At 69.8% G+C, this 26,721-nt stretch carries 33 protein-coding genes; 24 read left to right on the top strand and 9 right to left on the bottom strand.

What is annotated here, in order from left to right; genetic code table 11:
• Positions 1-147: 147 nt before the first annotated feature.
• Together VGC18_RS12555 and VGC18_RS12550 are read left to right on the top strand one after the other, a co-directional pair.
• Complete coding sequence (locus VGC18_RS12555) at positions 148-603, top strand: hypothetical protein (RefSeq protein ID WP_331097875.1); 456 nt, start codon at positions 148-150, stop codon at positions 601-603.
• Between the two features lie 249 nt (positions 604-852).
• Positions 853-1,482, top strand: a complete 630-nt coding sequence (locus VGC18_RS12550; RefSeq protein ID WP_331097872.1) for a hypothetical protein — start codon at positions 853-855, stop codon at positions 1,480-1,482.
• Here the strand turns inward: VGC18_RS12550 and VGC18_RS12545 are convergent.
• Together VGC18_RS12545 and VGC18_RS12540 are read right to left on the bottom strand one after the other, a co-directional pair.
• Entirely contained in the window at positions 1,479-2,156 is a 678-nt protein-coding gene (locus VGC18_RS12545) for an NAD(P)H-hydrate epimerase (RefSeq protein WP_331097870.1), read from the bottom strand. The two genes, VGC18_RS12550 and VGC18_RS12545, sit on opposite strands and share 4 nt — an antisense overlap.
• 81 nt (positions 2,157-2,237) lie before the next feature.
• Positions 2,238-3,713, bottom strand: a complete 1,476-nt coding sequence (locus VGC18_RS12540) for a DHA2 family efflux MFS transporter permease subunit (protein ID WP_331097868.1) — start codon at positions 3,711-3,713, stop codon at positions 2,238-2,240.
• A 185-nt stretch (positions 3,714-3,898) separates the two neighbouring features.
• Between VGC18_RS12540 and VGC18_RS12535 the strand changes: the two genes are divergently transcribed.
• Genes VGC18_RS12535 through VGC18_RS12525 form a run of 3 tightly spaced genes read left to right on the top strand, consistent with a single transcriptional unit; the run spans position 3,899 to position 4,964 of the window.
• Positions 3,899-4,219: a hypothetical protein gene (locus tag VGC18_RS12535; protein ID WP_331097866.1), complete on the top strand. Its 321-nt coding sequence runs from the start codon at positions 3,899-3,901 to the stop codon at positions 4,217-4,219.
• Positions 4,219-4,623 (top strand): YidH family protein, encoded by a 405-nt coding sequence (locus VGC18_RS12530; protein ID WP_331097864.1) that lies wholly within the window; start codon positions 4,219-4,221, stop codon positions 4,621-4,623. Before VGC18_RS12535 ends, VGC18_RS12530 begins: the two co-directional genes overlap by 1 nt.
• Positions 4,620-4,964 (top strand): DUF202 domain-containing protein, encoded by a 345-nt coding sequence (locus VGC18_RS12525; RefSeq protein ID WP_331097862.1) that lies wholly within the window; start codon positions 4,620-4,622, stop codon positions 4,962-4,964. Before VGC18_RS12530 ends, VGC18_RS12525 begins: the two co-directional genes overlap by 4 nt.
• A 29-nt stretch (positions 4,965-4,993) precedes the next feature.
• On the opposite strand, the gene VGC18_RS12520 is transcribed toward VGC18_RS12525, so the two are convergent.
• Entirely contained in the window at positions 4,994-5,626 is a 633-nt protein-coding gene (locus VGC18_RS12520) for an alpha-ketoglutarate-dependent dioxygenase AlkB (protein ID WP_331097859.1), read from the bottom strand.
• A 298-nt stretch (positions 5,627-5,924) separates the two neighbouring features.
• Here VGC18_RS12520 and VGC18_RS12515 point away from each other — a divergent pair, with 298 nt between their 5' ends.
• Complete coding sequence (locus VGC18_RS12515) at positions 5,925-6,416, top strand: CarD family transcriptional regulator (protein ID WP_331097857.1); 492 nt, start codon at positions 5,925-5,927, stop codon at positions 6,414-6,416.
• Positions 6,417-6,424: 8 nt separating this feature from the next.
• Here the strand turns inward: VGC18_RS12515 and VGC18_RS12510 are convergent, their stop codons facing one another.
• Positions 6,425-7,438: a zinc-binding alcohol dehydrogenase family protein gene (locus VGC18_RS12510; RefSeq protein WP_331097855.1), complete on the bottom strand. Its 1,014-nt coding sequence runs from the start codon at positions 7,436-7,438 to the stop codon at positions 6,425-6,427.
• Positions 7,439-7,514: 76 nt separating this feature from the next.
• Here VGC18_RS12510 and VGC18_RS12505 point away from each other — a divergent pair, with 76 nt between their 5' ends.
• Positions 7,515-9,095: a cation:proton antiporter gene (locus VGC18_RS12505; RefSeq protein ID WP_331097853.1), complete on the top strand. Its 1,581-nt coding sequence runs from the start codon at positions 7,515-7,517 to the stop codon at positions 9,093-9,095.
• A gap of 33 nt (positions 9,096-9,128) precedes the next feature.
• Here VGC18_RS12505 and VGC18_RS12500 read toward each other — a convergent pair whose 3' ends face one another.
• Positions 9,129-10,067, bottom strand: coding sequence for a helix-turn-helix domain-containing protein (locus VGC18_RS12500; RefSeq protein WP_331097851.1), 939 nt, complete (start codon positions 10,065-10,067; stop codon positions 9,129-9,131).
• A gap of 100 nt (positions 10,068-10,167) precedes the next feature.
• Between VGC18_RS12500 and VGC18_RS12495 the strand changes: the two genes are divergently transcribed.
• From VGC18_RS12495 to VGC18_RS12485, 3 genes are read left to right on the top strand one after another with little or no spacing between them, the layout of a single operon-like run.
• The gene (locus tag VGC18_RS12495) at positions 10,168-10,683 is read left to right on the top strand and encodes a hypothetical protein (protein ID WP_331097849.1); all 516 of its coding nucleotides are present in this window, start codon (positions 10,168-10,170) and stop codon (positions 10,681-10,683) included.
• Between the two features lie 41 nt (positions 10,684-10,724).
• Positions 10,725-11,867: a sensor histidine kinase gene (locus VGC18_RS12490; RefSeq protein ID WP_331097847.1), complete on the top strand. Its 1,143-nt coding sequence runs from the start codon at positions 10,725-10,727 to the stop codon at positions 11,865-11,867.
• A complete protein-coding gene (locus VGC18_RS12485; RefSeq protein WP_331097845.1) occupies positions 11,864-12,493 on the top strand; it encodes a response regulator transcription factor in 630 nt (209 codons plus the stop codon). The genes VGC18_RS12490 and VGC18_RS12485 overlap by 4 nt, the downstream gene beginning before the upstream one ends.
• 16 nt (positions 12,494-12,509) lie before the next feature.
• Here VGC18_RS12485 and VGC18_RS12480 read toward each other — a convergent pair whose 3' ends face one another.
• Positions 12,510-13,523 (bottom strand): aldo/keto reductase, encoded by a 1,014-nt coding sequence (locus VGC18_RS12480; protein ID WP_331097843.1) that lies wholly within the window; start codon positions 13,521-13,523, stop codon positions 12,510-12,512.
• A 142-nt stretch (positions 13,524-13,665) separates the two neighbouring features.
• Here VGC18_RS12480 and VGC18_RS12475 point away from each other — a divergent pair, with 142 nt between their 5' ends.
• Positions 13,666-14,583, top strand: coding sequence for an AraC family transcriptional regulator (locus VGC18_RS12475; protein ID WP_331097841.1), 918 nt, complete (start codon positions 13,666-13,668; stop codon positions 14,581-14,583).
• A gap of 159 nt (positions 14,584-14,742) precedes the next feature.
• Here VGC18_RS12475 and VGC18_RS12470 read toward each other — a convergent pair whose 3' ends face one another.
• Both VGC18_RS12470 and VGC18_RS12465 read right to left on the bottom strand, forming a co-directional pair.
• A complete protein-coding gene (locus VGC18_RS12470) occupies positions 14,743-15,804 on the bottom strand; it encodes a hypothetical protein (protein WP_331097839.1) in 1,062 nt (353 codons plus the stop codon).
• 3 nt (positions 15,805-15,807) lie between these two features.
• Positions 15,808-16,302 carry an FBP domain-containing protein gene (locus VGC18_RS12465; protein WP_331097837.1) on the bottom strand — a complete coding sequence of 165 codons (495 nt, stop codon included), beginning with the start codon at positions 16,300-16,302 and terminating at the stop codon, positions 15,808-15,810.
• A gap of 84 nt (positions 16,303-16,386) precedes the next feature.
• Between VGC18_RS12465 and VGC18_RS12460 the strand changes: the two genes are divergently transcribed.
• The 13 genes from VGC18_RS12460 (at position 16,387) to VGC18_RS12400 (ending at position 26,030) form a co-directional block, all read left to right on the top strand.
• A complete protein-coding gene (locus tag VGC18_RS12460) occupies positions 16,387-17,061 on the top strand; it encodes an HAD family hydrolase (RefSeq protein ID WP_331097835.1) in 675 nt (224 codons plus the stop codon).
• Positions 17,062-17,070: 9 nt separating this feature from the next.
• Positions 17,071-17,616 carry a YbaK/EbsC family protein gene (locus tag VGC18_RS12455; RefSeq protein ID WP_331097833.1) on the top strand — a complete coding sequence of 182 codons (546 nt, stop codon included), beginning with the start codon at positions 17,071-17,073 and terminating at the stop codon, positions 17,614-17,616.
• A 75-nt stretch (positions 17,617-17,691) separates the two neighbouring features.
• Positions 17,692-18,150: a hypothetical protein gene (locus VGC18_RS12450; protein ID WP_331097831.1), complete on the top strand. Its 459-nt coding sequence runs from the start codon at positions 17,692-17,694 to the stop codon at positions 18,148-18,150.
• Complete coding sequence (locus tag VGC18_RS12445; protein ID WP_331097829.1) at positions 18,147-19,376, top strand: NRAMP family divalent metal transporter; 1,230 nt, start codon at positions 18,147-18,149, stop codon at positions 19,374-19,376. The genes VGC18_RS12450 and VGC18_RS12445 overlap by 4 nt, the downstream gene beginning before the upstream one ends.
• A complete protein-coding gene (locus tag VGC18_RS12440; RefSeq protein ID WP_331097828.1) occupies positions 19,373-19,753 on the top strand; it encodes a hypothetical protein in 381 nt (126 codons plus the stop codon). The genes VGC18_RS12445 and VGC18_RS12440 overlap by 4 nt, the downstream gene beginning before the upstream one ends.
• A complete protein-coding gene (locus VGC18_RS12435; protein WP_331097826.1) occupies positions 19,740-20,069 on the top strand; it encodes a PRC-barrel domain containing protein in 330 nt (109 codons plus the stop codon). The genes VGC18_RS12440 and VGC18_RS12435 overlap by 14 nt, the downstream gene beginning before the upstream one ends.
• A gap of 54 nt (positions 20,070-20,123) precedes the next feature.
• On the top strand, positions 20,124-21,638 hold the full coding sequence (locus tag VGC18_RS12430) for a DUF7059 domain-containing protein (RefSeq protein WP_331097824.1): 1,515 nt from the start codon (positions 20,124-20,126) through the stop codon (positions 21,636-21,638).
• Between the two features lie 99 nt (positions 21,639-21,737).
• Complete coding sequence (locus VGC18_RS12425) at positions 21,738-22,115, top strand: VOC family protein (RefSeq protein ID WP_331097822.1); 378 nt, start codon at positions 21,738-21,740, stop codon at positions 22,113-22,115.
• Positions 22,116-22,237: 122 nt separating this feature from the next.
• Positions 22,238-23,743, top strand: coding sequence for an MFS transporter (locus VGC18_RS12420; protein ID WP_331097820.1), 1,506 nt, complete (start codon positions 22,238-22,240; stop codon positions 23,741-23,743).
• A gap of 51 nt (positions 23,744-23,794) precedes the next feature.
• The gene (locus tag VGC18_RS12415) at positions 23,795-24,619 is read left to right on the top strand and encodes an SDR family oxidoreductase (protein ID WP_331097817.1); all 825 of its coding nucleotides are present in this window, start codon (positions 23,795-23,797) and stop codon (positions 24,617-24,619) included.
• An 89-nt stretch (positions 24,620-24,708) separates the two neighbouring features.
• Positions 24,709-24,876: a hypothetical protein gene (locus VGC18_RS12410; protein ID WP_331097815.1), complete on the top strand. Its 168-nt coding sequence runs from the start codon at positions 24,709-24,711 to the stop codon at positions 24,874-24,876.
• 8 nt (positions 24,877-24,884) lie between these two features.
• Positions 24,885-25,151, top strand: a complete 267-nt coding sequence (locus VGC18_RS12405; RefSeq protein ID WP_331097813.1) for a hypothetical protein — start codon at positions 24,885-24,887, stop codon at positions 25,149-25,151.
• A 45-nt stretch (positions 25,152-25,196) separates the two neighbouring features.
• Positions 25,197-26,030: a DUF3097 domain-containing protein gene (locus VGC18_RS12400; RefSeq protein WP_331097811.1), complete on the top strand. Its 834-nt coding sequence runs from the start codon at positions 25,197-25,199 to the stop codon at positions 26,028-26,030.
• On the opposite strand, the gene VGC18_RS12395 is transcribed toward VGC18_RS12400, so the two are convergent.
• Positions 26,027-26,662, bottom strand: coding sequence for a DUF1345 domain-containing protein (locus VGC18_RS12395; protein WP_331097809.1), 636 nt, complete (start codon positions 26,660-26,662; stop codon positions 26,027-26,029). The two genes, VGC18_RS12400 and VGC18_RS12395, sit on opposite strands and share 4 nt — an antisense overlap.
• Positions 26,663-26,721: the final 59 nt, after the last annotated feature.

Raw genomic sequence — 26,721 nt, 5'->3', positions numbered from 1 at the left:
ATGGGACTTTGGGCCCTGGTACCGAAAGGCGGCCTTCCCTACCCTTCGAGAAAACCGTCACTCGGACGCAGCCGGTGAGGTATGACCCGGACGCGGTTGTCGACAGACGGCCCTGGAGACACGGGCAGATCGGGAGAGAGACGTAACGTGCGAGCACAGACCATGACCCGTGCGGCCAGGTGGGCGGCGATCGTCGTGACGGTGTTCTCCGCCGTCTCTGCCCTGGGCGGCGGCATCGCCATCCTCGTGACCGACGGCATCGGCATGCCGATGTCGATGCTGGAGAACAGCCCGTTCACCTCGTTCCTCCTGCCGGGGCTCATCCTGCTGATCGTCATCGGCGGCACCCAGACGGCGGCGGCCGCGCTGCTGATCCTGCGCCGGGACTCCGGCCTGCTGTGGGCGGCGGTGGCCGGGTTCGCCATGCTCATCTGGATCCTCATCGAGACCGTCATGATCCAGGGCTTCGGGTTCCTGCAGGGCCTGTATTTCGGGGCAGGGCTGGTCGAGCTGATCCTCGTGTTCTCACTCCTCGGAATCGTGCCCTGGATGCCTCGCGTCCGGCTCGACGAGACCCGCGCCGCTCCCGGGGTCGACCGCTAGGGCTTACCACCGGGCCGGGCCGCTCCTGCTCGCCGTGCACAACTCCTGCAGTTTTCCGGAAGACCCCGTGGGCTTCCCGGACGTGCCCACGCCCGCCCGCGGATACGGGATGGTTCCTGCCGCCGGAGACGGCCCGGGCGAGGAGTGCAGGAGTTATGCACGCGCGACGGGAAAAACCAGCACATCGTCAGGATTTCCTCCGATACTTGGAGCCCGTACCCCGCCACATCGAGTGACAAGGAGCACACCATGGGATTCCTGGACCGCCTTCTGGGCCGAGACGAACCGCAGCGGGACGAGCAGCGTCCCCGGCGGGATGAGGACCAGCTCGCCGTCGAGCGCTACCGATATCTGTTGCGCACCGCCCCGCCGGAGACGATCGAGCAGGTGCACACCGAGGCCTTCTCCAAGCTCACCCCGAAGCAACGCGACATCCTGTTTCAACAGCTCACCGCGAACGCCGAGACACCGAGCGAGCGCCCCGCGGATGCCCGGCCGGCGACGCTCGCGCAGGCGGCCACCCGCGCGGAGATCCAGCAGCCCGGCAGCCTCACCCGCACCCTCGGCGGCGCGGGCCTGGGCGGTCCCGGCCTCGGTGGTTTGTTCGCCAGCTCCCTGCTCGGCAGCGTCGCCGGCTACGTCATCGGCTCCGCGCTGGTGAGCGCCTTCATGCCGATGGACAATGGAGGCGACGCGGGGACCGCCGACGGCTCGGATGCCGGCTCCGATGCCGGCGATCAGGACGGTTCGGGGGCGGACACGGTCGACGCGAGCGCGGACGGCGCCGACTACGGCGCGGCGGACTACGACGGCGGTTCCGACTTCGGCGGGAGCGACTTCGGTGGTGGCGGCGACTTCGGCGGCGGCGACTTCTTCTAGTCCGCGGGTTCGGCGACGGTGACCAGCGGCTCGAGACCGGCGAGGTCGGCCTCGAGCCCGATGTCGACAAGCCGGACGCGGCCGGCCAGCGCGGCGGCCGGAGGCAGCAGCAGTCCAGCCTTGTACCCGCCGAAGGTGACCGTCACGTCGGCGGGGAGGACGATCGGGTCGGGCACGGAGCCGTCGTCCGGACCGATCCCGCTCGGAATGTCGACGGCGACGACGATCTGCTCGGCGAGCACGGGAAGGATGGCCGCGACGATCTCCCGCGCCTCACCACGAAGCGCCGGATCCGCGCTCGTGCCCGTCCCCAGGATGCCGTCCACGATGACGTCGGCCTCGCGCGCGAGTCGCAGGGTGTCGGTCTTCTGCGCGATGCGCGCGCCGGCTCCCGTCGCCGCGGCCAGGGCCTCCTCGTGCATCCGTGGCCCGGTGGGCAGGATCCAGACCTCGATCCCCTCCGCCGCGAGCTCCGCGCCGGCGTAGAGGGCGTCGCCGCCGTTGTTCCCCGAGCCGATCAGCAGCAGCACGCGGCTCGGCTGGACATCGAGCAGGCGGCGGATCTCATCGGCGAGGGCCGCCGCGGCCATCCGCATGAGCGGCTCCCCGGCGGCCAGGTGGGGTGCCTCGGCGGCGCGCAGCTGAGCCGCCGAATATCCCCTGATCGCGGCCATCCGGGAACCTCCATTCCTGACCCAAGTCAAGTCGGCTTTTCCCCGAATATACGCCCGGGTGACGTCCCTCCGTGCCGCGGGTCAGTGCCCGGCGGTCACGTTCTGAGCAGCATCCGGCGTCTTGCGGACGAAGAAGGCGGCGGGGATGGCCAGCAGCGAGATGATCGCCCCGTAGACGAAGGCCTGCCGGATGCCACCGGCGGTCGCGGCGACGGCGGAGGCACCGCCGGCGGCGAGGGTCGCGGCGTGCGAGGACATGACCGTCACGAACAGCGCCGTGCCGGCCGCTCCGGCGAGCTGCTGGATGGTCCCGACGATCGCGCTGCCGTGGGAGTACAGCTCCGGCCGCAGGGATCCGAGGCTCGCGCTGAACAGCGGGGTGAACAGCAGCGCCAGCCCGATGCTGAGCGTGACGTGCCCGGCGAGCAGCCACCAGAAGGAGCTGTGCTGGTCGAGCATGGTCAGCGACCAGAGTGCGGCGCTGACGATGATCGCCCCGGCCACCAGCAGGCCGGTCGGTCCGACCCTGTCGTAGACCCGACCGACGAACGGCGCGAGCAGGCCGGTGATGAGGCCGCCGGGCAGCAGCAGGAGGCCGGTGTTCAGGGAGTCGATCTTCAGCACGTCCTGCATGAAGAACGGCAGCAGCACGATCGTCCCGAACATCGCCATCATGCTGATGGTGAACATGACGATCGAGAAGGTGAAGGTGGTCGACCGGAAGGTGCGCAGATCCAGCAGCGCCTCGTCGGTGCGCTGCAGATGCGACTGGCGGAGCACGAAGAGCACGAGGGCCACGACGCCCACGGCGAGCGGGAGCCATCCGGACACCGCGCCGATGCCGCCGGGGGAGCCGAGGTTGCTCAGGCCGTAGACGAGACCGCCGAATCCGAACGCCGCGAGGACGACCGAGAGCGGGTCGAACCGGGTCGGCCTGGGCTCGGTCACGTTCTTGATGAGGAAGCCGCCGACGACGAGCGCGGCGAGGGCGATGGGCAGCACCAGCAGGAACATCCATCGCCAGTCGAAGACGCTGAGGATGAGCCCCGAGATCGTCGGGCCGACAGCGGGAGCGACGGAGATGACGATCGAGATGTTGCCCATCATCCGTCCCCGGGAGGCGGAAGGAACGAGGTTCATCACGGTGGTCATGAGCAGCGGGAACACGATCGCGGTTCCGCTGGCCTGCACGACCCGGCCGACGAGCAGGATCTCGAACCCGGGCGCGATGGCGGCGATCAGGGTGCCCGTGCTGAACAGGGTCATGGCGGTGATGAACAGCGGCTTGGTGTGGAACCGCTGGAGCAGGAAACCGGTGATCGGGATGACGACTGCCATGGTCAGCATGAACGCCGCCGTCAGCCACTGCGCCGCCCCCGCGGTGATCCCGAGATCGACGGTGAGCCGCGGGAGGGCGACACCCATGATGGTCTCATTGAGGATGACCACGAAGGTGGAGACCAGCAGCACGCCGATGACGAGGCGGTTGCGGGCGCCGACCGCGCGCTCCTCGTCGGAGGTCTCGGTTCCCGGAGTTGAGAGGGTGATATCGGACATTCGGGGGATCCTGTCGGAGAGGCAGCGGATGAGCCGCTGAGGCGAGAGGGCGGCTGTGCCCGGGAGCGAGAGTCGTACCGTGTCTGTGTCTATGGAGCAAGCGCACGAGTAGTCTGCTTTATTCCACCGACATCGGCGGCTTTTCGGTCTACCGGCCGATCTCCCGGGGCGTTAGGGTCGGCAGCATGACGAATGTGGTTGAGCGCCTGGCGCAGTCGGTGACGTCGGCGAACGTGACGGCGAGTTATGGAGACAAGGTCAGCATCGGCGGGGTCGAGCTGATCCCCGTGGCCCTGGTCGGCTTCGGATTCGGCGGGGGCGGCGACGACGGAGACAACGGCGGGGGCGGTGGTACCGCGGGGAGCGTTCCGATCGGCGCCTATGTCGGCGGCCCGGACGGCGTCCGTTTCCGGCCCAATCCCATCGCGCTGCTCGCCGTCTCGATCCCCGTGGCCTGGGTGGCGGGCCGCTCGCTCGCGCGCATCGTCAAGGCCTTCAAGAAATAGTGTCCGGCGGCAACGGCGGGATGCCCATCGATCCGGAATCCGGTCCGGCGGATCGGCGCTTCCCCGGCTTCGTCTACCGGCGCGGTTCGGAGCCGGATCCCCGTTTCAGCCTGGCGAACGAGCGCACCTTCCTCGCCTGGATCCGCACCGCACTCGCCCTGTTGGCCGCCGGCGTGGCGCTCGAGGCGGTGAAGCTGCCCATTCAATCGGGACTTCGGTTCGCCTCGGCCATCGTCTTCGTCTGTCTCGGCATCCTCGCCGCCGTCCAGGCCGGGATCGGGTGGGTGCGGACCGAACGCGCCCTGCGCGACAATCGTGCGCTGCCCGCACCGGCTCTCGGTGTGCTGATGATCGTCGGCATCGTCTGCGCCGCGATCCTGCTGGTGATCGGGCTGCTGTTGTGATCGACCCGGACGTCCCGTTCGATCGTGGCCTTCAACCGGAGCGCACCCTGCTCGCCTGGCGTCGCACCTCGCTGTCGTTCGCGGTGATCAGCGCCGCGGGGGTGCGGGTGGCCAGCCCTGTCTTCGGGCCGGTCGGGGCGGCGGCGGCCTTTCTCGCTCTGGTTCTGGCCGTTGCCTCCTATGCGTTCGCCGGCCATCGCTATCGCCGGGTGCACGAGGCGCTGGTGGGAGGCGACGTCGAGCGGGTGGCGGCCGGGGCTCCGCTCGCCACGATGTTCGTCGCCGCCCTCGTGCTCGCCGCCCTCGCGCTCGGCGTGGTGCTCGTCCTCGGTGTGGCCTAGCGGGGCTCCGAGCGGGTGTTCCCCGGCGGCTATTTCGGCCAGACCGGGCGGAACTGCACACTGATCCGCGGCCCGACCGCACGCGTGGTCTTGAGGATGGCGTGCTCGTGCGTCCGCTGGCAGCTGCCGCCCATGACGATGAGGTCGCCGTGCCCGAGCGGGAATCGCCGGACCGGCCCTCCCGATCGTGGCCGCAGGGACAGGAGGCGCGGTTCGCCCACCGAGACGATGGCGACCATCGTGTCCCTGTCGATCGTCCTGCCGACCCGGTCGCCGTGCCAGGCCACGCTGTCGTCTCCCGTGCGGTAGAAGCACAGCCCCGCGGTGCGGAACAGCTGGTCCCGGACCGGACGGTAATGCTCGTTGAGCCCCGACATCGCCCGCTCCAGCACGGGGTCGGGGAGGGGCGCCCCCTGCCCGAACCACGACACCAGGCGGGGGACCTCGACCACGCGGTCGTACATCTGCCGCCTGTCCGCCCTCCAGGGAACGTCCTGGGCGAGGCGCTCGAACAGGGCATCCGAATTCGACACCCATCCCGGCCGCAGATCCACCCAGGCCCCGTCCTCGAGGTCGATGCGCTGCATCGCGCCATCGAGCGGCTCGAGCTCCGCATCGGCGCCGGCTTGGTCGAAGAGCGATGGCTGGAAGGCGATGGTCATGCCGCCAGTCTATTCGAACATATGTTCGATACTCAAGGCCGGATCGATCATCGGAGACGGGACGCGGGATGCCGCTTTCCGCCGCAGAGCACCGGGCCGCTCGGGCCATTCGCGCATAGCATAGACGCCCGCCGGGGCACCCGTGCAATTTAAACCGCCGATCACACGTTAAACTGTTACAGAGCGTTGGATTCGGAACCGCGTTCATGTCTGCCCGAGTGGCCGGTCGATCAGGTCGCTCGATCCGTGCGGTCCGGTCCGTTTGCGATGCCCAGATAACGATTGAAGGCAGTTATACATGATTTTCCAAGTTGGCGAGACCGTCGTCTACCCTCATCACGGAGCGGCCACGATCACCGCGGTCACGACCCGCACCATCAAGGGTGAGGACAAGCGGTACATCACCCTCAACGTCCACGCGAGCGACCTGACGATCGAGCTCCCCGTCGACAACGCCGAGCTCATCGGGATCAGGGACGTCATCGACAGCGCCGGTGTCGAGGCGGTCTTCGAGGTGTTGCGCAGCGACGTGGTGGAGGAGCCCGGCAACTGGTCCCGCCGGTTCAAGGCCAACACCGAGAAGATGGGCAGCGGCAGCGTCTACCGGGTCAGCGAGGTCGTTCGCGACCTCTGGCGTCGCGACCAGGACCACGGCGTCTCCGCGGGCGAGAAGCGGATGCTGCTCAAGGCCCGTCAGATCCTGATCTCCGAGCTCGCTCTCGCCCAGAACTCCACGGACGAGGAGGCCTCGGCCGTTCTCGACGAGGTGCTCTCGACCGTCTCGGTCTGAGTCCTTCGCTAGGGCTGCCGGGAGACGACCACCTTGCCGATGACACTCCCCGACTCCACCAGGCGATGAGCCTCGCGTAGCCGTTCGGCGTCGAGCGGCGAGAGGCGCGTCGTGGCGGTGCTGACGATGCGTCCGGCGTCCACCAGAAACGCGACCTGGTCGAGCAGCTCGTGCTGGTCAACCATGTCCGGCGTCTGCTGGACCGGGCGGGTGAACATGAACTCCCAATGCCAGGCGATGCTCTTGTCCTTGAGCGGGGTGACGTCGAGGACTTCCGGATCGTCGATGCCGACGATGTGCCCGAACGGCTTCACGATGGCCGCGTAGGTCTCGATCTGGCCCTCCGAATGGGAGGTGAAGAGGTAGTCGACCCCGTGCGGCGCCGTCTCCAGGACCTGGGCGACGAGATCCCCACGGTGGTTGACAACAGCATCCGCGCCCAGACGACGCACCCACTCCTCCGCCTCCGGACGCGAGGCCGTGGCGATGAGGCGCAGCCCGGGGACGAGCCGCTTGGCCAGCTGCAGGATCATCGACCCGACACCCCCGCTCGCGCCGATCACCAGCATCGTCCCCCCGCTGTTGTCGGTGAGCCGGAGGCGCTCGAAGAGCACCTCCCAGGCCGTGATCGTCGTGAGGGGCATGGCCGCCGCGTCCTCGAAGCTCAGTGTCGCCGGTTTGCGCCCGACGAGGCGCTCGTCCACCAGCTGGAACTCCGCATCGCTGCCGGGACGGTCGACGCTCCCCGCGTAGTAGACCTCGTCTCCCGGGGCGAAGAGCGTCACCCCGTCGCCGACAGCGCGGACGACCCCGGCGGCATCGAAACCGAGGATGCGCGCCTCGCCACCCGGGGCGGAGCCCGCGCGCAGCTTGACGTCGGCGGGATTGACCGACACCGCGAACACCGCGACGAGCAGGTCGTGCCGTGCCGGTGACGGGACGGGAAGCTCGAGATCGACGAGGGCATCCCGGTCGGTCGCTGGCAGGTTCGTCGTGTAGCCGATGGCGTGCATGGTCCCCATACTTGTCCTCAATCGTCCCGGCGCAAAGGGTATTCCTCGGATAATCTCGACGTGCGGCCGAGGGAGCGGGGACGGGATGGATTCGGTTCAGACGATCATCTGGATCGTCTCGTTTGTGCTCGTGACCGTCGCCGTCACGGGGCTGTCCCGCCGGGTCGGCTGGTCGGCGCCGATCTCGCTCGTCGTCGTGGGGGCCATCGTCTCCTTCCTGCCGGGGATCCCGCCGGTGACCATCGAGCCCGACCTCGTCCTCTACGGTCTGCTGCCGCCTCTGCTCTTCGCCGCGGCCATCCGCACCTCCATCGTCGACGTGCGCGCCCGCGGCGACAGCATCCTCGCCCTGTCGGTCTTCCTGGTGGTCTTCACCGTCGTCGTGGTGGGTTTCTTCACCTGGCTCGTGGTCCCCGCCGTCACCCTCGCGACGGGTTTCGCCTTCGCCGCCGTGGTCGCGCCGACGGATGCGGTGGCGGTGACCGCGCTGGCGGGCAGACTGCGCCTCCCTCGCCGGCTCGTGACCGTGCTGGAGGGCGAGAGCCTGTTCAACGACGCGACCGCCCTCGTCGCCCTCTCGGCGGCCATCACCGCGATCGTGGGGACCCTGAACCCGTGGTCGGTCGCGGGGGATTTTGTCCTCGCCGTCGCCGTCGGGCTCGCCTTCGGCCTGGTCGTCGGCTGGGGGCTCAGCTCGCTGCGCCGGAGCCTCAAGGCCCCGGTCCTCGATACGAGCCTGTCCCTGATCACCCCGTTCGTTGCCTTCATCCCCGCCCAATTGCTGCGCGGTTCCGGGGTGCTCGCGGTCGTCGTCGCTGGACTGGTCATCGCCCAGCGCTCGCCGCTCGTGCAGACCGCCGAGGCGAGGATCGCGGAGTCGCTGAACTGGCGCACGATCCGCTTCCTCCTGGAGAACTCGGTCTTCCTGTTCATCGGCCTGAACCTCTCCGGGATCCTGCACGGCGCGGTCGAGAGCGGCCTGGAGCCCTGGCAGGTCGTGCTCATCTGCCTCGGGATGCTGCTCTTCCTCACCCTGGCCCGCTTCGCCTGGATCTTTCTGACGACCCTGATCTTCCGTTTCGGACCGGACCGGCTGCGGCAGCGCCGCTGGAGCTGGGCCACGAGCGTCGCGGTCGGGTTCGCGGGCATGCGCGGCGTGGTGACGCTGGCCGCGGTGTTCCTCCTGCCGGCGCACACGCCGCAGCGGGCCTTCCTGCAGTTCCTCGCCTTCGTGATCGTCGTCGGCACCCTGGTGCAGGGACTCGCCCTGCCCTGGGTCGTCCGGCGGCTGGGACTGCCGCCGCCGAACGGGGCCCAGGAACTGGTCGAGGCGCAGATGCTCATGGCGGAGGCGAGGGCGGCCGGGGTCGTCCAGCTCGATGCCGAGATCGACGAGACGGACGACGCGAGCGTGGTCGAGCGGCTCAGGGCGGATGCGGCGCTGCTCGGCGAGACCATGGCCAGACCGACGGAGGAGGGTGCGGAGCCGGCACAGGCCGTCTACAGCAGGCTCCGACTCGCGATGATCGTCGCCGAGCGCAGGGCCGTGCTGGCCGCGCGCACGGAGGGTCGTTATCAGGAGCGCGCGGTGAGGGCCATCCTCGCGTCGATCGACGCGGAGGAGATCGCCGTCAGGGCGCTCTGGCGCCGCTCCGGCGGCACCTAGCCGTTGGCCGGCCGGGAGCCGACCGGCGCCTCGTCACCGTCCGGTGTGACGTCGCGAATCGATCGGGATGGGCTCGACGAGCGACCGGTGGGAATCCTGATGTGTCTCGCCGCGCGCGATCGCCGAGAGCCGGCGCATGGCCGCATCGGACGGGGTCCCCGGCTCGGCGTGGAACACCACGAGCACCTGCCCCGCCGTCGCCTCGACCCCGAACTTCTCATAACGCAGGTCGAGCTCGCCGACCAGCGGATGGCGCAGCAGGGCGGTCCCGCCTCCCGTCGGACGCACATCCGGTGACGCCCAGAGCTGCCGGAACCGCTCGCTGCGCAGGGACAGGTCGCCGACCAGCTGGGCCAGGCGCGGATCGTCGAGCTCCGGTCCGGCGATGGCGCGCAACCCCGCGATGCTCCTCGCCGCCAGCTCCTCCCAGTCGCGGTGGAGCGTGGGCGAGGCCGGGTCGAGGAAGAGCGTGCGGAGCAGGTTCTCCCCGGGCGAATAACCGGGGCCGAGGGCGCGGGCCAGGGCGTTCGAGGCGAGCACGTCCATGAGCCCGTCCCGCACGACGGCCGCCTGCCCGCTCCAGGCCTCGATCAGGGCGACCAGGCTCTCGCCGACCGGTCCACGTCCGATTCCGCTCGATTCGACCGCGTCGGTCCCGGCCAGGTCAGGGGCGGATCCCGCGCGCCGACGGCCGCTGGCCGGATGGGCGATCCGGTGCAGGTGGGCGGTGGCATCCGCGTCGAGCCGAAGCGCCGCGGCGAGCCTGTCGAGGACCTCGTCCGACGGACTCCGATCGAGGCCCTGCTCGATCCGCAGATAGTCTTCGACGCTGATCCCGGCGAGAAGGGCGGTCTCCTCCCGGCGCAGGCCGCGCACCCGCCTGCGGCCGCTGCTGGGCAGTCCGACGTCGTCCGGCGTGAGAAGCTCGCGCCGGGATCGCAGGTACTCTCCCAGCTGGTTGCTCGATTCCATTGGACCACCCTACGCATCCGACCGCTTGACCGCCCTGGGAGTCTCGATCTCCACCCTGGGGTGGTTCCTCCCGTCGCGGGCGCCACGGGAGGCTGGGGTCATGACACTCCAGACCGTCGCCAACGTCCTCCTTCTCCTCGTCCTCGTGGGGTGGATCGCCAGTCGCCAGCTGAGATGGCAGCCGGTCGTGGTCTCCCGCATGTGGCGCCTGCCGATCGCGCTCGGGATCGTCGGGCTGATCACCCTGTCCGGCCAGTCCGCCTCCGCGATGTCGAGCCTCGACGTGGCGGTGCTGGTGATCGAGCTCGTCGTGGCCCTCGGCCTCGGCGCGCTCATGGGGTCGATCGCCCGGTTCCGCCGTCTGCCGGAGGGCCGGCCGGTGAAGGGCAATGGGGCGGATGCGCCGGAGTTCGAGAGCCGCACGGGCTGGCTGGGGGCGGTGCTCTGGGTGCTGCTCATCGCCGTGCGACTCGGCATCGAGGTCTGGGCGACCCAGGCAGGGTCGGCGATCGCCGCCTCCACCGGTGTCATCCTCATCGTGATCGCCGCGAATCGGATCGCGCGCACCGCCGTCTTCGCCGCCCGGATCGCCGCACTCGAGTCGGTCGCCGCCTGAGCCCCATGGCGGCCCGGCCCGATCGAGCGGATGATGGTCAGGTGAACCCCGTCGCACGACGCCCGCTGGGCCTTGGCGACTGGCTCGGCCTCTTCGGCGTCGCCATCGTCACCTTCTACCTGACGACGGAGTTCGCGACCGTCCTCCCGGCCTGGGTCGTCGTTGCCGCCTACCTGGCCGTCGCCGCCTGGCTCGGGCTCGCCGTCGTGCCGCGGAAGTGGACGGCGCTCGTCGGTGCCCTGCTGCTGACGGCTGCCGTCTGCGGGGCGCTCGCCGCGACCGCCACGGCCGGTCTGCTGATCGTGCCCGTCGCCGTGGCCGTCATGCGGGCGGTCTCCGATCTGGCGAGGCCGATCCGGCACGGCGTGGCCCTCGCCCTCCTGGCCGTCGCGCTGGTCGCCGTCGGGGCGACGATCCTCGTGCTCCCCGTGCTCGGCCTGCTGTCGATCGAGGGCGGCATCGTCATCGCCCTGTTCGCCGGCGTGAGCAGGCGTCAGTTCCGTGCTGCGGAGCGGCAGTCCCGCAGGCTGCTCGAGGAACGTGTGGCCATCCGGGAGGAGCAGGCGAGGGCGCGGGTGCTCGCCGAGCGCCAGGCGGTCGCGCGGGACATCCACGACGTCCTCGCGCACAGCCTCGGCGGGCTCGTCATCCAGCTGGACGCGGTCGAGGCGCTTCTCGAGGCAGACAGGATCGCGGATGCCGCACGGCGCGTCCACGACGCCCGCGCCCTCGCGGTCGACGGCCTGGTCGAGGCACGGAGGGCGGTGGACGCGTTGCGCGACGGCGGTCCGCTCCAGGGGCCGCAGGATGTGATGGAGACCATCGAGCAGCTCGTCCGCTCCCATCGCTCGCTCGGCAGCGCCGTCGAGCTCGGGGTGTCGGGGGAGCCCTGGCCACTGCCGCCCGCCACCGCCACCGCGGTGGCCAGGACAGTCCAAGAGTCGCTCACCAACGCCCGCAGACACGCGCCTGGCAAGCCGGTGACCCTGCGGCTCCGTTGGCGGCCAGACGGGATGGACCTCGAGGTGGTCAATCGGATCTCTTCCCCGTCGTCGGCGACCCCCGGCGGTGGCCACGGCCTCACCGGCATGGCCGAGCGGTTCCGCGCCCTGCCGGACTCCCGGTTCTCGGCGGGAGAGCGCGACGGCCGCTTTGTCGTCTCGGCCTCCGTGGGCGCGCCGTGACCGGCATCCGGATCCTGGTCGCCGACGATCAGGCGACCGTGCGCGACGGCCTGGTGACCGTGCTCTCCCTCGTTGACGGCTTCGAGGTCGTCGGGGTCGCTTCCGACGGCGCGGAAGCCGTCCGTCTCGTCGGAGACGAGGCGCCGGACGTCGTCCTCATGGACCTGAGGATGCCCGTGCTCGACGGCGCCGCGGCGACCGCCGGCATCCTCTCGGTGTCTCCCTCGACGGCGGTGCTCGTCCTGACGACCTATGCGGACGACGAGTCCATCCTCGGCGCCCTCCGTGCGGGCGCCCGCGGCTATCTGACGAAGGACGCCGGGCGGGCGGAGCTGGAGTCGGCCATCCGATCGGTCGCCCGCGGCCAGGCGACCTTCGCCCCCGAGGTCGGGGCGAGGCTCGTCGATCGGTTGACCGGGCCGCCAGCACCCCTCGGCGAGCGGTTTCCGCAGCTCACGCCGCGGGAGGCCGAGGTGTTCTCGCTCGTCGCACGGGGGCTGAGCAACTCGGAGATCGCCGCCAGGGCCTTCATCTCCGTTGCCACCGTCAAGACGCACATCAACTCGCTCTTCGCCAAGCTCGGGGTGCGCGACCGCGCCCAGGCGATCGCGCTGGCCCGTGACTGAGAGCGGGCCCCGCCGGTCACCGGCGACGGAGCGCCGAATCGAGCAGGGCGGGGGAGTCCGCGTTGTAGTTGTCGGCGGGATCGACGTCCGTGCCGGGCGGGACGACCGCATCGATGGCGTCGAGCTGGTCGTCGTCGAGGGTCAGGTCCGCCGCGGTGAGCAAACCATCCAGCTGCTCCCGGGTCCGCGGCCCGATGAGCACGGAGGTCACCGCGCGGTGCGACAGGACGAAGGCCAGCGCGAGCTGCGGGAGGGTCAGACCGCCCTCCTCGGCGATGGCGGTCAGTCGCGCGACCGCATCGGCCTTGGCGCGTCCGCTCGGCGTGGAGGGATCGTACCGGGACGGCAGGCCGGATGCCCGATGGCTCGAGGAGATGCCGCTGCGGCCGGAGAGCCAGCCGCCGGCGAGGGGACTGTAGGTGAGGACACCCATGGTGTACTTCTCCGTCGTCGGGAGGACGGCGCCCTCCAGCCGCCGGGTGAGGATCGAGTATCGGGGCTGCTCGGTGAGGAAACGCTGGTACCCGTGCCTGTCCGCCGCCCACTGCGCCTCGACGATCTTCTCGGCGGGGAAGGTCGAGGATCCGATCGCGCGGACCTTGCCGCTCCGCACGAGGTCGGTCAGCGCCGAGAGCGTCTCGCCGACGTCCGTCCGGTAGTCGAACCGGTGGAGCTGGTAGAGGTCGATGTAGTCGGTCCCGAGGCGGCGCAGGCTGTCCTCGACCGCGCGGGTCATCCACCGGCGCGAGCCGCCCGACCGGTTCGGATCCTCGCCCATCGGCAGGCCGAACTTCGTGGCGAGCACGACCTCGTCGCGGCGTCCCTTCAGCGCGGCCCCGACGATCTCCTCCGACTCGCCCGCCGAGTAGACGTCCGCGGTGTCGATGACGTTGATGCCGGCATCCAGGGCGCGGTGGATGATGCGGATCGACTCATCGTGATCGGGGTTGCCCATCGGGCCGAACATCATCGCCCCCAGGGCGAACTGGCTCACCGACAGGCCGGTGGCACCGAGGATAACGCGTTTCATCGTGTCTCTCTCCGATTTCTCATGGTGTCTCCATGCCATCACGGGGCTGTGGTTCCTCCTAGACCGATGGTGCCCCGGCCTTGCACGATCCGGTCAAGGTCGCCGGATCGTGGCAGCCGCGGCTTGCCAGGCGACGCCCGGAGTGCTTCAGTGGGGTATGGACGCGATCGACGACCTGCGGATGCTCATCGAACGTCACGCGGGCGGAGGGGTGAAACGCACGATCCTCCCCGGCGTCAGCATCGCCTCCGCGATCGAGCCGACGGAGACGATGAGCGGGATGTCGGAGCCGTCGCTCGCGGTGGTCGCGCAGGGCATCAAGGAGACCTCCGTCAACGGAAGGCCCTATCGGTACCGGGCGGGCGAGTTCCTGGTCGTCTCGGTCGACCTGCCCGTGACCGGGCACATCGTCAGTGCGAGCGCCGACGAGCCCTTCTCCGTATTCAGCATGTCCCTGAGGCCGGCCATGATCGCCGAGCTGCTGCTCGAGTCGAACACCGTCCGCGATCGGCCGCCCGCCTTCTCAGGCCTCGCCGTCAGCGCCGCCGCCCCCGACCTCCTCGACCCGATCGCGCGGCTGCTGCGGCTGCTCGATCGGCCCGACGACATCCCGGTGCTCTGGCCGGCCTACGAGCGGGAGATCGTCTGGCGACTGCTCACCGGTGAGCAGGGGGGCATCGTGCGGCAGATCGGGCTCGCGGACGGACGTCTGGCCCAGATCTCGAGGTCGATCCGCTGGATCAGGCAGCACTCCACCGAGACCATCCGCATCGACGACCTTGCGGCCATGGCTGGGTTGAGTGTGTCGTCGTTCCACCGTCATTTCCGGGCGGTGACCTCGATGACCCCGATCCAGTTCCACAAGCAGATCCGCCTGCAGGAGGCGAGGACCCTGCTCATGACGAGGCCGCACGACGTCGCGGAGATCGGCTACCTCGTGGGCTACGACAGCCCGTCGCAGTTCAGCCGGGAGTACCGACGGGCCTTCGGCGAGCCGCCCGGGCGGGATGCGGCGCGGCTCGCCTCCGCCGAGGATGCGGCTTCCCGGCTAACCGCGTAGTGTCATGGCTCACGGGGAGCCGTCCGAGCTCCCGCCCAGAGGAGCCCCCCCCATGGCCGACAAGTCACCGAAAAAATCCAGTGCGAAGACCGTCGCCTCGAAGTCCCTCAAGGAGAAGCGCGCGGACAAGAAGACCAAGGCCGCCTCGAAGTCGCGCGACTAGGCAGCGCTGACGACCGCCTCGTGCAGGTCGAGTAGCAGCTCGGTTCGATCGCGCGGCCCGCGGCCGAAACCGCACTCCGTCGCGACGCCGAACGGCGGGACGAAGGCCGCCGCCGTCGCCGCCCGACGCAGTGCGCCCGCGACGCCGTCCTCGTGGTGCAGCAGGCCGAGGTAGATCTCCGTCCCGTCCGGCCAGTCGACAGTCGCCAGCGGTGCGAAGTAGGCCTCGTCGTGCCTGTCGATCGGCACGGGCAGGTGGACCCAGGTGATCGGGCGTGCGGCGCCCGCGAAGAGCCCGGTCAGCACCTCGGCGAGCCGCCCGGCATCGGTGGGCTCCGTGAAATGCTGTTCCTCGACGTCGCCGTAGCAGAGGTGGTAACCCACCTCGACGTCGGCGGGGACGGCGGCGGCCTGGCGCAGCCCCCGTTCGATCACCCCGGCCAGGATCTCCTCGTGGCTGTCGCCGAACCAGGAGGTGAGGCGGAAGCCACGGATCTCGGCCGAGTCGAGCAAGCCGAACTCCAGGGCCGTGTCCCACTGGATGGCGAGCTGGTCGTGGGGGATCGCCTCGAGGATGCGGTCGAGCTCGCCGAAGAGCGCGCGCTCGTACACCGGTTCGACCGCCGCGCGGCTGGACTGGATGAAGAAGCTGCCGACGACGCCCGCCGGGGTCGGCAGGCTGACCTGGAATCGCACGGCGGAGGGGATGATCCCCTCCGACTTCAGCCGCGCGAAGGTCGCATAGGAGTCGATCGCCGCCTCCGCGTACCCGAGAGTCGGGAAGACGAGCCTTTCTGGCTCGAATCCCTCGTCGAGGCTCAGCGGTCTGGCATCGAAGCGGTCCCTGATGTAGAAGGGTCGCTCGCCGACGCGGCTGAGCCCCGCCGTGCGGTCGAAGTAGTCCTTCTGGAACTGGATCCAGTAGTAGCGATCGCCGACCTCGCCGTCCGGCAGCCGGTGGAGGCGGGGGCCGAGACGCTCGCTGACCGTGCGGAACGTGGTCTCCGCGTCGGGAAGGTTGATGCTGCCGACGAGATGGGCGGCGGGGAGGATGGTCATGGTTCAGGCCGTTTTCATGATGTCGGCGGTGAACGACTGCACGCGGCCCAGGAGGCCCTCTGCTCTGCGTGCGACGATCTCCGCCGGGTCGGGCTGCATGGGCAGCTTGGGCGGGGTGATCCGGATGATGAGGGAGCAGGCGAGGTCGGCGCAGATGTACATGCCGACGGTGTTCCCGTCGCGGCCGGCCTGACCGGCGCGCGGCGCGGAGAACAGGGCCACCTGGTCGGAGGGCTGCGGGGTGTGGCAGAGGGAGCACATCGCGGAGATCCCCGGGCGCATGCCGGCGCCGGATGCGCGGAGCACGACCCCGACGGGCCGGTCGTCCAACCAGTGGACGAGATATCCGCGCAGGGGGGCCTGATGATCTCTCCAGCCCAGGTACTCGCGCTCGTCCCAGAGCACCTCGTGCAGGCCGGGAAGGGGCATCCTGTCGATCTCGCCACGCGTGGCGTTGACGATGCTGGAACGGATGTCGGTTTCGCTGAGCGGTTTCACGATCTCCTCGACGGGGCGGTAGTCGTTAAAGCGTAGTCGCGCATCCCCCTTGTCATGGTCCCATCGCCGCCTACCCTGGCGGACATGACGGAAGACAAGGCACCAGCCGTGCTGTTCGACATCGACGGCACGCTCGTCGACTCCAACTACGCCCACATCGCTGCGTGGAGCCGTGCGCTCGCGGACGTCGGGGCTCCGGTGGACTCCTGGCGCATCCATCGAGCCATCGGCATGGACTCCCAGAAGCTGCTCGGCACCCTGCTCGGGGATCGGGCGGAGGAGCTCGGCGAGCGGGCCTCCGCGCTGCACGGCGAGCACTACGCGGCGGCGGCCGGCGCTCTGCGGGCCTTCGCCGGGGCGCGGGAGCTCGTGGCCGCCGTCGCGGACCACGGCCTCCAGGCGGTGCTGGCGAGTTCGGCCCCCGAGGACGAACTGGCGATGCTGCGCGCGGTGCTGGACATCGAGGGCGAGGTGACGACCGTCACCTCCGCCGGCGACGTCGGTGAGGCGAAACCGGCGCCGGACATCGTCGAGGTCGCCCTCCGTAGGGCCGGCGTCCGACCGGAGCGGGCGCTCATGATCGGCGATTCGGTGTGGGACATCGAGGCGGCAGCGCGTGCGGGGGTCCGGTGCATCGCCCTGCTCAGCGGGGGGACCGGAGCGGGTGAGCTGACCGATGCCGGCGCGGTCGCGATCTACGACGATGCGGCCGATCTCCTCGGCCGCTTCGAGAGCAGCCCCCTGGTCTCGCTCGAATAGGCTGGTCGGGTGTTCACCCTGGGAACCCTGACCAGCGTCCCCGCGTCAACGCGGCCCGACCTGTTCGCCGCCCCGACGGGTGCGATGCTCACCGCCCTCGGCCTGCTCGACGAGGTCGGGGTCGCCGACATCGACCCCGCCGTCTCCGACACCGCGGCGACCAGGGACGAGTTCGGGCTGGATCCCAGCACGCTGGCCAACTGCGTCGTGGTGGGCGGCAGGCGGGACGGCATCGAGAAGATCGCGGCCTGTGTCGTGCTGGCGAGCACCAGGGCCGATGTGAACGGGACGGTCAAGCGGCTGCTCGACGTGCGGAAGGCATCCTTCCTCCCGATGGAACGGGCGGTCGAGCTCACGGGGATGGAATACGGGGGGATCACCCCCATCGGCCTGCCGGCGGACTGGCCCGTCTACGTGGACGGCCGCGTGATCGAGGAGCCTGTCGTGATCGTCGGCTCCGGCGTGCGCCGATCGAAGATCCTGCTGCCGGGGGCGCTCCTGGCGAGGATTCCCGGGGTGAGGGTCATCGAGGGCCTGGCGAGGGAGATCGCCTGACCGGCGACCGTTACTCCTCATTCGCCCGTGTGCAAGGCGTTGCAGCCGAAATGACGGCCATGGCATCGTGAGGGCATGACCCGGGACACGAGGTGGATCGCCATGGCCGGGCTGGTCCTCCTGGCCGGATGCCTCGCCGGCTGCGTGCCCACGGAGGGCGGCACGCTCGGGGACCTGACTCGCACGGCCCAGAGCGCGACCTCGGGGCTTCAGTCCGCGCGGCTCGCCTTCGAGTCCTGGGCAGACGGGAGATCGACGTATGCCGTCGCCGACACCGCGCTGTCCGACAGCCTCACGGAGCTGACCGGGGCGCAATCGAGCGTCGAGGAGATCGACGTCACCACCGGCACGGAGCGGCGATCGCGGGCGGAGGCCATCGGGGAGCTGGCTGCAGGCGCCTCGGCGATCGTCTCCGCGCGAGAGACCATCGCCCACACGGCGGGCGCCCCGGCGGAGGCCGCCGTCCGTTCTGCCCTGAAGGCCTCGGCGGGGCGGCTGCAGAGACTGTCGACGACGTTGGGACGGCTCTGGTGAAGAAGATCCTCGGGCTCGCGCTCGGCGTGCTGACCGCCATCGGCGGCTTTCTCGACATCGGCGACCTGGTGACCAACGCCGTCGTCGGCTCCCGGTTCGGCCTGTCCCTGGCCTGGGTGGTCCTCGTCGGCGTCGTGGGCATCTGCCTCTTCGCCCAGATGTCCGGGCGGGTCGCCGCGGTGAGCGGAAGGGCGACGTTCGAGATCATCCGCGAGCGCCTCGGGCCGCGAGCCGGGGTCGCCAACCTCGGCGCATCCTTCCTCATCAACCTCATGACGCTGACGGCGGAGATCGGCGGGGTCGCCCTCGCCCTCCAGCTCGCCTCCAGCGTCGGGCCGCTGCTGTGGATGCCGGTGGCCGCCTTCGCGGTCTGGCTCGTCGTCTGGCGGGTGAAGTTCAGCGTCATGGAGAACGTCACCGGGCTGCTCGGCCTCACCCTGATCGTGTTCGCGGTCGCCCTGTTCCTGCTCCACCCCCACTGGGCGGCGCTCGGATCGCAGGCGATCCACCCGGCCGTGCCCTCCTCCGAACACGCATCCACCTACTGGTACTACGCCATCGCCCTCTTCGGCGCGGCCATGACGCCGTACGAGGTGTTCTTCTTCTCTTCCGGGGCGGTGGAGGAGAAGTGGTCGGTCAAGGACCTGTCCCAGTCCAGGGTCAACGTGCTGGTCGGCTTCCCGCTCGGCGGCTTCCTCTCCGTCGCGATCGCCGCCTGCGCCGCCGTCGTGCTGCTGCCTCGCGGCATCGAGGTGGACTCGCTCTCCCAAGTGGTGCTGCCCGTCGCGGAGGCGGGTGGCAAGCTCGCCCTCGCCTTCGTGGTCGTGGGGATGGTCGCCGCCACCTTCGGCGCGGCGCTGGAGACCACGCTGTCGAGCGGCTACACGCTCGCCCAGTTCTTCGGCTGGTCCTGGGGCAAGTTCCGCAGACCCGCGGAGGCGGCCCGATTCCACGTCGCCATGATCGTCTGCCTCCTGATCGGGATCGGGGTGCTGATGACCGGCGTCGACCCGGTGCTGGTTACCGAGTACTCCGTGGTGTTCTCCGCGATCGCCCTCCCGCTGACCTACCTGCCGATCCTCATCGTCGCCAACGATCCGCAGTACATGGGCGACCACGTCAACGGGAAGGCGACCAACGCGATGGCGATGGTCTATCTGGTCATCATCGTGGTGGCCTCCGTCGCCGCCATCCCGCTCATGATCATCACCGGGGCGGGCGAATGAGCCGGGCGCCGGAGGAGAGGATCGTCGACGCGGGACTGAACCTGCTCGACCGGCAGGTCCTCGACGTCGATGGAGTGCCGGTCGTCGTGGTGAGCGACCTCGAGCTGAGCGACGTGCCGACGGGGCCTATCCCGGCCGGGACGACCGCCCCGGTCATCACCTCCCTGCTCAGCGGGCCGGTGCTGGCGACGCGGATCTTCGGCGGGAGGCCGCCGGCCTCGCGGCTGCATCGCATCGCCTGGGGCGACGTGCGAGCCGTGGACATCGTCGTCTCCCTGCGGGTGTCCGCGGACACCCTCGACGTGACCTGGGCGGAGCGCTGGCTCGGCGAGCACGTGATCGGACGGATCCCCGGGGGCAGACATGATCCTGAGTGACCTGCTCTCCGTTCCGGTGCGCGACGTCCAGGGCCATCGGATCGGCGAGGTCATCGACGCCAGGTTCGCCATCCCGGCAGACATCGCCGATCGCCCCGCGGATGCGCGCCTCGTCGGGTTCATCGTCGGGCGGCACACCCGCTCGTCCTTCGGCGGCTACGAGCGGACGAAGGTCAACTCGCCGTGGCTCATCGCCCGGTTCCTGGCCTGGCGGCACCGGGGATCGTTCCTCGTGCTCTGGGAGGACGTCGAGCGGCTCTCGCCGGAGGCCGTCCGGCTCCGTCGCGGCTACCATCGGCACCCGTCCGACCTCTGAGCCCGCCGCGGCCGTCCCTTCACCTCGATCGTTGCGTGGGAGGATGGGCCAGCCATGCAGACAGCATCAGACGAGCAGCAGTCCTCCCTCACGGCGGCCCTCCGCCTGGATCTGACCCGCGCCTCCTACGGCGTCGAGACGCTCGGCCGGCTGTGGGGCGACGAGGCGGATGCCGCGCTGCACCGGGCGCAACGGGTGCCGGCCATCCGGGCGCTGCGTGCGCATCCGGTCGTGCCCGCCTCGACGCTCGCGACCGCCTTCGTGCTCGGGCTGCCCGTGCCCCGGACGGACCTCGCCGCCGCGCTGCCGAGGCTCGGCGTCGACGGGGCGGTGGCGCTCGGGCTGGTCGAGGCGGGAGAGACCGTCGTCCGCCCGCTGCTCGACCTGCGGCCGTACAGCTTCGTGGATGCGCAGGGGGTCGGCAGCTGGTGGATCGCCAGCGACCTCGGCGAGCTGTCGACCGGCGGGGCGCTGCGCGAGGACCACGTGCTCGGGGTGGGTGGTGCGTCGATGACGCTCAGCGGGCTCATGATCGGCGCCCCCGTCGACCGGGCGCTCGATCTCGGCACCGGCTGCGGCATCCAGGCCATGCATGCGGCGAGACACGCCGGCCTCGTCGTCGCGACGGACATCTCGCGGCGCGCACTCGACATCGCCCGGCTCAACGCGCAGCTGAACGGCATCGAGAACATCCGGTTCCGGCTCGGCAGCCTGTTCGAGCCGGTCGCGGGGGAGACCTTCGGCCACATCGTCTCGAATCCGCCCTTTGTGATCACCCCGCGCGGCGGCGACGTGCCCTCCTACGACTATCGCGACGGCGGCCTGGTGGGCGACGCGCTGGTCGCCTCGGTGATCTCGGGACTGTCCGATCACCTCGAGCCGGGCGGGATCGCCCAGCTGCTCGGCAACTGGGAGTACCGCGCGACCGCCGACGGGCTCGACCGCGTGGCCGGCTGGACGGATGGCACCGGACTGGACGCCTGGGTCGTTGAGCGGGAGCGACAGGACCCGGCGCTGTACTCGGAGACCTGGATCCGGGACGGGGGAACCCGGCCGGGCGGGGAGTTCGATCGTCTGTACGGCGCGTGGCTCGACGACTTCGAGGCCCGCGGCGTGACCGGGGTGGGCTTCGGTTATCTCACCCTGCGCAAGCCGAGGGGGACGGTCGCCCTTCGCCGGTTCGAACGGCTCGACGGGCCCATCGGTTCGGGCCTCGGACCCCATCTCGAGGCCTCCATTGCCGCCCACGACCGGCAGGCGGCCCTCACCGACGAAGGCCTCGGCCGCGGGGTGCTCACGGTGGCCGGGGACGTGACCGAGGAGCGGCATTACTGGCCGGGAGCGGAGGACCCGACCGTGATGGTCCTGCATCAGGGCGGCGGATTCGGCCGCTCGATCTCCCTCGATACCGGCCTCGCGGCGCTCGTCGGCGCCTGCGACGGCGAGCTGAGCCTTCGGGCGATCGTCGCCGCCATCGCCCAGCTGCTCGAGGTAGACGAGGCCGCGCTGTCGTCCGAGCTGCTGCCCCGCGTCCGCGAGCTGCTGGTCGCCGGCATCCTGACGTTCTAGGCCGCGCCCTGCGGCGGGTGCCGTGGAAGGAGGCGACGGAGGGGCGCGCCGGCCGATTCCGTGGCATCCTGGGAAGCCACCGAGCTCAGGGAGACAACGATGTTCACACCCGACAACGCGTTCAGCGGCTTTTCGATCGACGACCTGGAGGCGGCCAAGCGGTTCTACGGCGACACCCTCGGACTGACGGTCAGTGAGAACCAGATGGGCTTTCTCAACCTCACGCTCGGCAGCGGGGCGGTCGTGCTGGCCTACGTCAAGCCGGATCACAGACCGGCGAGCTTCACCATCCTCAATTTCCCGGTCGACGACGTCGAGGCGGCGGTCGACGACCTCAACGGGAGGGGAGTGGTGACCAAGATCTACGGCGAGGGATCGCACACGGACGACAAGGGCATCGCCCGCGGCTGGGGGCCGGACATCGCCTGGTTTCGCGACCCGGCGGGCAACGTCCTCTCCGTGCTGAAGGCAGGCTGAGTCCTCCTCTCCTCCCGAATCGCCCGCTGTGCAAGGCCCTCCACCGATCGTTTTCCCGGGAATAGGTTGGATGGCGGTTGCAGTCGACCTCGCGGATGACGTCGGCGGGGAGGAAGAGCATCGTGGCACGCGCGCAGACGGCGGGAACGAACAGGGACGTGGACAGCCTGGTCCCGGCGAGGATGGACCGGCTCCCCTGGACGAGATTCCACTGGTCGGTCGTCGTCGGGCTCGGGGTCGCCTGGATCCTCGACGGCCTCGAGATCGAGATCGTCGCCTCCGCCGGATTCCAGCACACCCTGCAGATGGACTCCGCCCAGGTCGGGCTGGCCGGGACGGTCTACCTCGTCGGCCAGGTGGTCGGAGCGCTCGTCTTCGGCCGGCTCTCTGACAAGCTGGGTCGCCGCAGGCTGTTCATCCTGACCCTGCTCATCTATCTCATCGGCAGCGGGATCGCGGGCTTCTCCCCGACCATGACGTTCCTCTTCGTGTTCCGGTTCATCGCGGGCATGGGCATCGGAGGGGAGTACGCCGCGATCAACTCGGCGATCGACGAGCTCATCCCCTCGCACTATCGGGGCAGGGTCGATATCGCCATCAACGGCACCTACTGGGGCGGGGCGGCGATCGGCGCCGGCGCGAACCTGTTCCTGCTCAACCACGCGCTCATCGCCGAGAACTGGGGATGGCGGATCGGCTTCTTCATCGGCCCGGTGCTCGGCCTCATCATCATCTATCTGCGCCGGCACATCCCGGAGAGCCCGCGATGGCTGATGACCCACGGGCGCGAGGAGGAGGCGGAGAAGACCGTCGACGGCATCGAGCGACGGATCGAAAGCGAGGGCACCACCCTCGAGGAGGTCGACCAGAGCAAGTCACTGAGGGTCTCGGCGAGCGGCAGCCTGCCGTTCCGCACCATCGCCAGGGTCTTCTTCAGGAAGTATCCGAAACGGACCTTCGTCGGCGCGACGATGATGATCACCCAGTCGTTCCTCTACAACGCGATCTTCTTCACCTACGCCCTCGTGCTGCAGAACTTCTATCACACCGACTCGAGCTCCACGCAGTACTACTTCTTCCCGTTCGCGATCGGCAACCTGGTCGGTCCGCTCGTCCTCGGGCACCTGTTCGACGTGTGGGGCCGGCGCAAGATGATCTTCCTCACCTATGCGCTGTCCGGCGCCGTGCTCGCCGTCTCGGCCGTGCTCTTCGACGCCGGTGCCCTGACCGCGACGACACAGACGATCTTCTGGTGCGTCTCGTTCTTCTTCGCCTCCGCGGGGGCGTCATCCGCCTACCTCACGGTCAGCGAGATCTTCCCGCTCGAGCTGCGCAGCCAGGCGATCTCGTACTTCTTCGCGCTCGGTCAGATCGCCGGGGCGGTCGCCCCGCTCGTCTACGGCATCCTCGTCGGGGATGGCAGCGACCGCGGGCCGCTCACCGCCGGCTACTTCCTCGGTGCGGGGATCATGATCCTGGGAGGGGTCATCGCGCTGATCTTCGGGGTGGATGCCGAGCGCAAGTCCCTCGAGGACGTCGCCGAGCCGCTCTCCGCGGTGGGGGCCACGGAGACGGGCGGGGAGACGGAGAGGGGAAGCGCAGAGCGGGACGGCCGGACGGGCATATAGTCGCCCCGGCGGGGCTTAACCCCGACAACAGGATTCTTTGAAGGAGGCCGAATGGCTGGCAAGGTGTGGTTCATCACGGGCACGTCCCGGGGTTTCGGGCGGGAATGGGCGATCGCGGCCCTGGAGCGCGGCGACCGGGTTGCGGCGACGGCGCGGGACACGTCCACCCTGGACGATCTGGTGCAGAAGTACGGCGAGGCGCTCCTGCCGATCGCCCTCGATGTCACCGACCGGACCGCCGATTTCGACGCGGTGAAGAAGGCGCACGAGACCTTCGGCCGGCTCGACGTCGTCATCAACAACGCCGGCTACGGCCAGTTCGGCATGATCGAGGAGCTCAGCGAGGCCGAGGCCCGCGACCAGATCGAGACCAACGTCTTCGGGGCCCTTTGGATCACGCAGGCCGCCCTGCCCTATCTGCGCGCCCAGGGCAGCGGGCACATCATTCAGGTGTCGTCGATCGGCGGCATCAGCGCATTCCCCAACATCGGCGCCTATCACGCCTCCAAGTGGGCGCTCGAGGGCTTCTCGCAGGCGCTGTCGCAGGAGGTGAAGGGCTTCGGCATCAACGTCACCCTCGTCGAGCCTGCCGCCTTCTCGACCGACTGGGCCGGCGCATCCGCCAAGCACGCGACCCAGCTGGATGCCTACCAGCCGGCACGCGAGGCGGCCGCCGAGGCGCGCAAGTCGCGCCAGAGCTCGCCGGGCAACCCCGGGGCGACGGCCGCGGCGCTGCTCAAGGTCGTCGACGCGGAGGAGCCGCCGCTGCGGATCTTCTTCGGCGAGGCCCCGCTTCGGATCGCCAAGGCCGACTACGCCGGCCGCATCGCCCTCTGGGAGAAGTGGAACGACGTGTCGATCGAGGCGCAGGGCTAGCGGGATCGTTGCCGTCACCGGACGCGCCTGTCCCTAGAACCTGTCCCTAGAATGGGATGACCGCCGCCGACCCGCCTGGAGGATTTCCCGTGAAGATCGTCGCCTTTGTCATCTCGATGGTGTTGTTCCTCGGCGGATTCCTCCTGCTCGGGTACGCCTTCGTGCCGGACAGCGGGTGGATGTTCTTCGCCGGGATCCTCGCCATCGCCCTGGCGATCCTGGTGCCGGTCCAGATCCTCAAGCGCCTCGATCGCTAGGGGTCGCGGTGAGCGCGGGGTTCGGCATCGGCGCTCAGGTCGTCGTCCGCGACGTGTCGGAGGACGACCGATCGCCCTGGCCGGACGAGCCGTCAGGCGTGATCGTTCGAGCCGGCGGGTCGGCGATCGCCGGCGTCTGGGGACGGGCGGCCAGGAGCCGGATGTGGTGGGTAGAGTTTGACGAGCCGCAGACGGACGCGGCGGGCGACGGTCCGTTTCCCTCCGCCCAGGTGCCGGAGCGATACCTGGAGCTCGCACCGGTCGTCGCGGACTGAGCGAGTCGGCGGGCCCCGCCGTCCGAGAGCCGGTACCCTCGCCGGGTGACATTCGATCGTTACGACTCCGACCCGCTGGCCGGTGACTGGCGTGCCGTCGGCCGCACGGTGGTCCCGACCGTCGCCGCGGAGCGGGACCTCGTCATCGAGGAGGTCGCCACCGGCTTCTGCGGTGCGGTGCTTCGGGTCCAGGGCAAGCTCGTCGAGCTCGAGGACTATCGCGGGCGGGTGCGGGTGTTCCCGCTCGGAGCCGGATTCCTGCTCGAGGGGAAACCGATCCTGCTCGCGGCACCGGCGGCCCGTCCGACCGGCACGGCCCGCACGGCATCCGGGTCCTTCGCCGTCGCCGACCAGAGGGCCAGGGTCGCCCTGCCGAGCCGGATCTTCGTCGAGGGGCGCCACGACGCCGAGCTCGTCGAGAAGGTGTGGGGCGCCGATCTGCGGGTCGAGGGGGTCGTCGTCGAGTACCTCGAGGGCGTCGACAACCTGGAGACCGTTCTGGCCGAGTTCTCTCCGGCCCCGACCCGCAGGGTCGGGGTGCTCGTCGATCATCTTGTGCCCGGCTCGAAGGAGAGCCGTTTCGCCGACGCCGTCGCCCGCGGGCCGTTCGGCGCCCACGTGCTGGTCGTCGGGCATCCGTTCATCGACGTCTGGCAGGGGGTCAAGCCGGCGAGGGTCGGACTGGATGCCTGGCCGGCCATCCCGAGGGACATCGAGTGGAAGCACGGCATCTGCGAGGCGCTCGGCTGGCCGCACGAGGACCAGGCGGACATCGCGCGGGCCTGGCAGCGCATCCTCGGCCGGGTGCGGACCTACGCCGACCTCGAACCGGTGCTGCTCGGCCGGGTGGAGCAGCTGATCGACTTCGTGACGGCCTAGCTGGTGCCCAGCTGCACCACGAGGTTGATCGTGGAGGCGAGGATGATCGAGCCGAACACGAACGACAGCAGGGTGTGCCTGAGCGCGGTCACCCGGATCGCGTGGTTCGTGATGTCGGTGTCGGAGACCTGATAGGTCATGCCGAGCGTGAACGACAGGTAGGCGAAGTCGGTGTACTGCGGCTGCGTCTCCTGGTTGAAGTCGATGCCGCCCTCCGTTCCGGTGTAATACTCCCTGGCGTAGCGCAGGGTGTAGAGGGTGTGCAGCAGGATCCAGGACAGCGCGACGCTCACGAGCGCGAGCGTGGCGAGCACCCCCTTGGCGGCGCCGTTGGCGTTCGCGGCGTGGACGAGCACGAAGGCCACCGAGAACAGGCTCGCGATGCTCAGCAGCAGCACGAGCAGGTCGGCGATGCCCCGAGCCGGTTCCTCCCTGCTCGCGTGGGTCCTCGTCTCCGCCGGGTCGAGACGGGAGATGGAAATCCACACCCAGACCGAGTAGAGCAGGGAGGCGAAGCACCAGCCGACCGTCGGGGCGTACGCCCAGGCGCCGAGGACCCCCGTGACGATGGCGGAGACCACGCCGACGACGAGCATGAGCAGAAGACGGAGGGTGGTGTGGCGACGGCGCATGAGCCGATTAGATCACCTTTGCGGCACCGATCGTCTCTGAACCGATCAGGAACGGTCGT

It is taken from the genome of Lacisediminihabitans sp., from assembly GCF_036404185.1.
Classification (GTDB): Bacteria; Actinomycetota; Actinomycetes; order Actinomycetales; family Microbacteriaceae; genus Lacisediminihabitans.
Note: the sequence above shows the minus strand (reverse complement) of the source record. Positions and strands in the feature narration are given on the sequence as shown.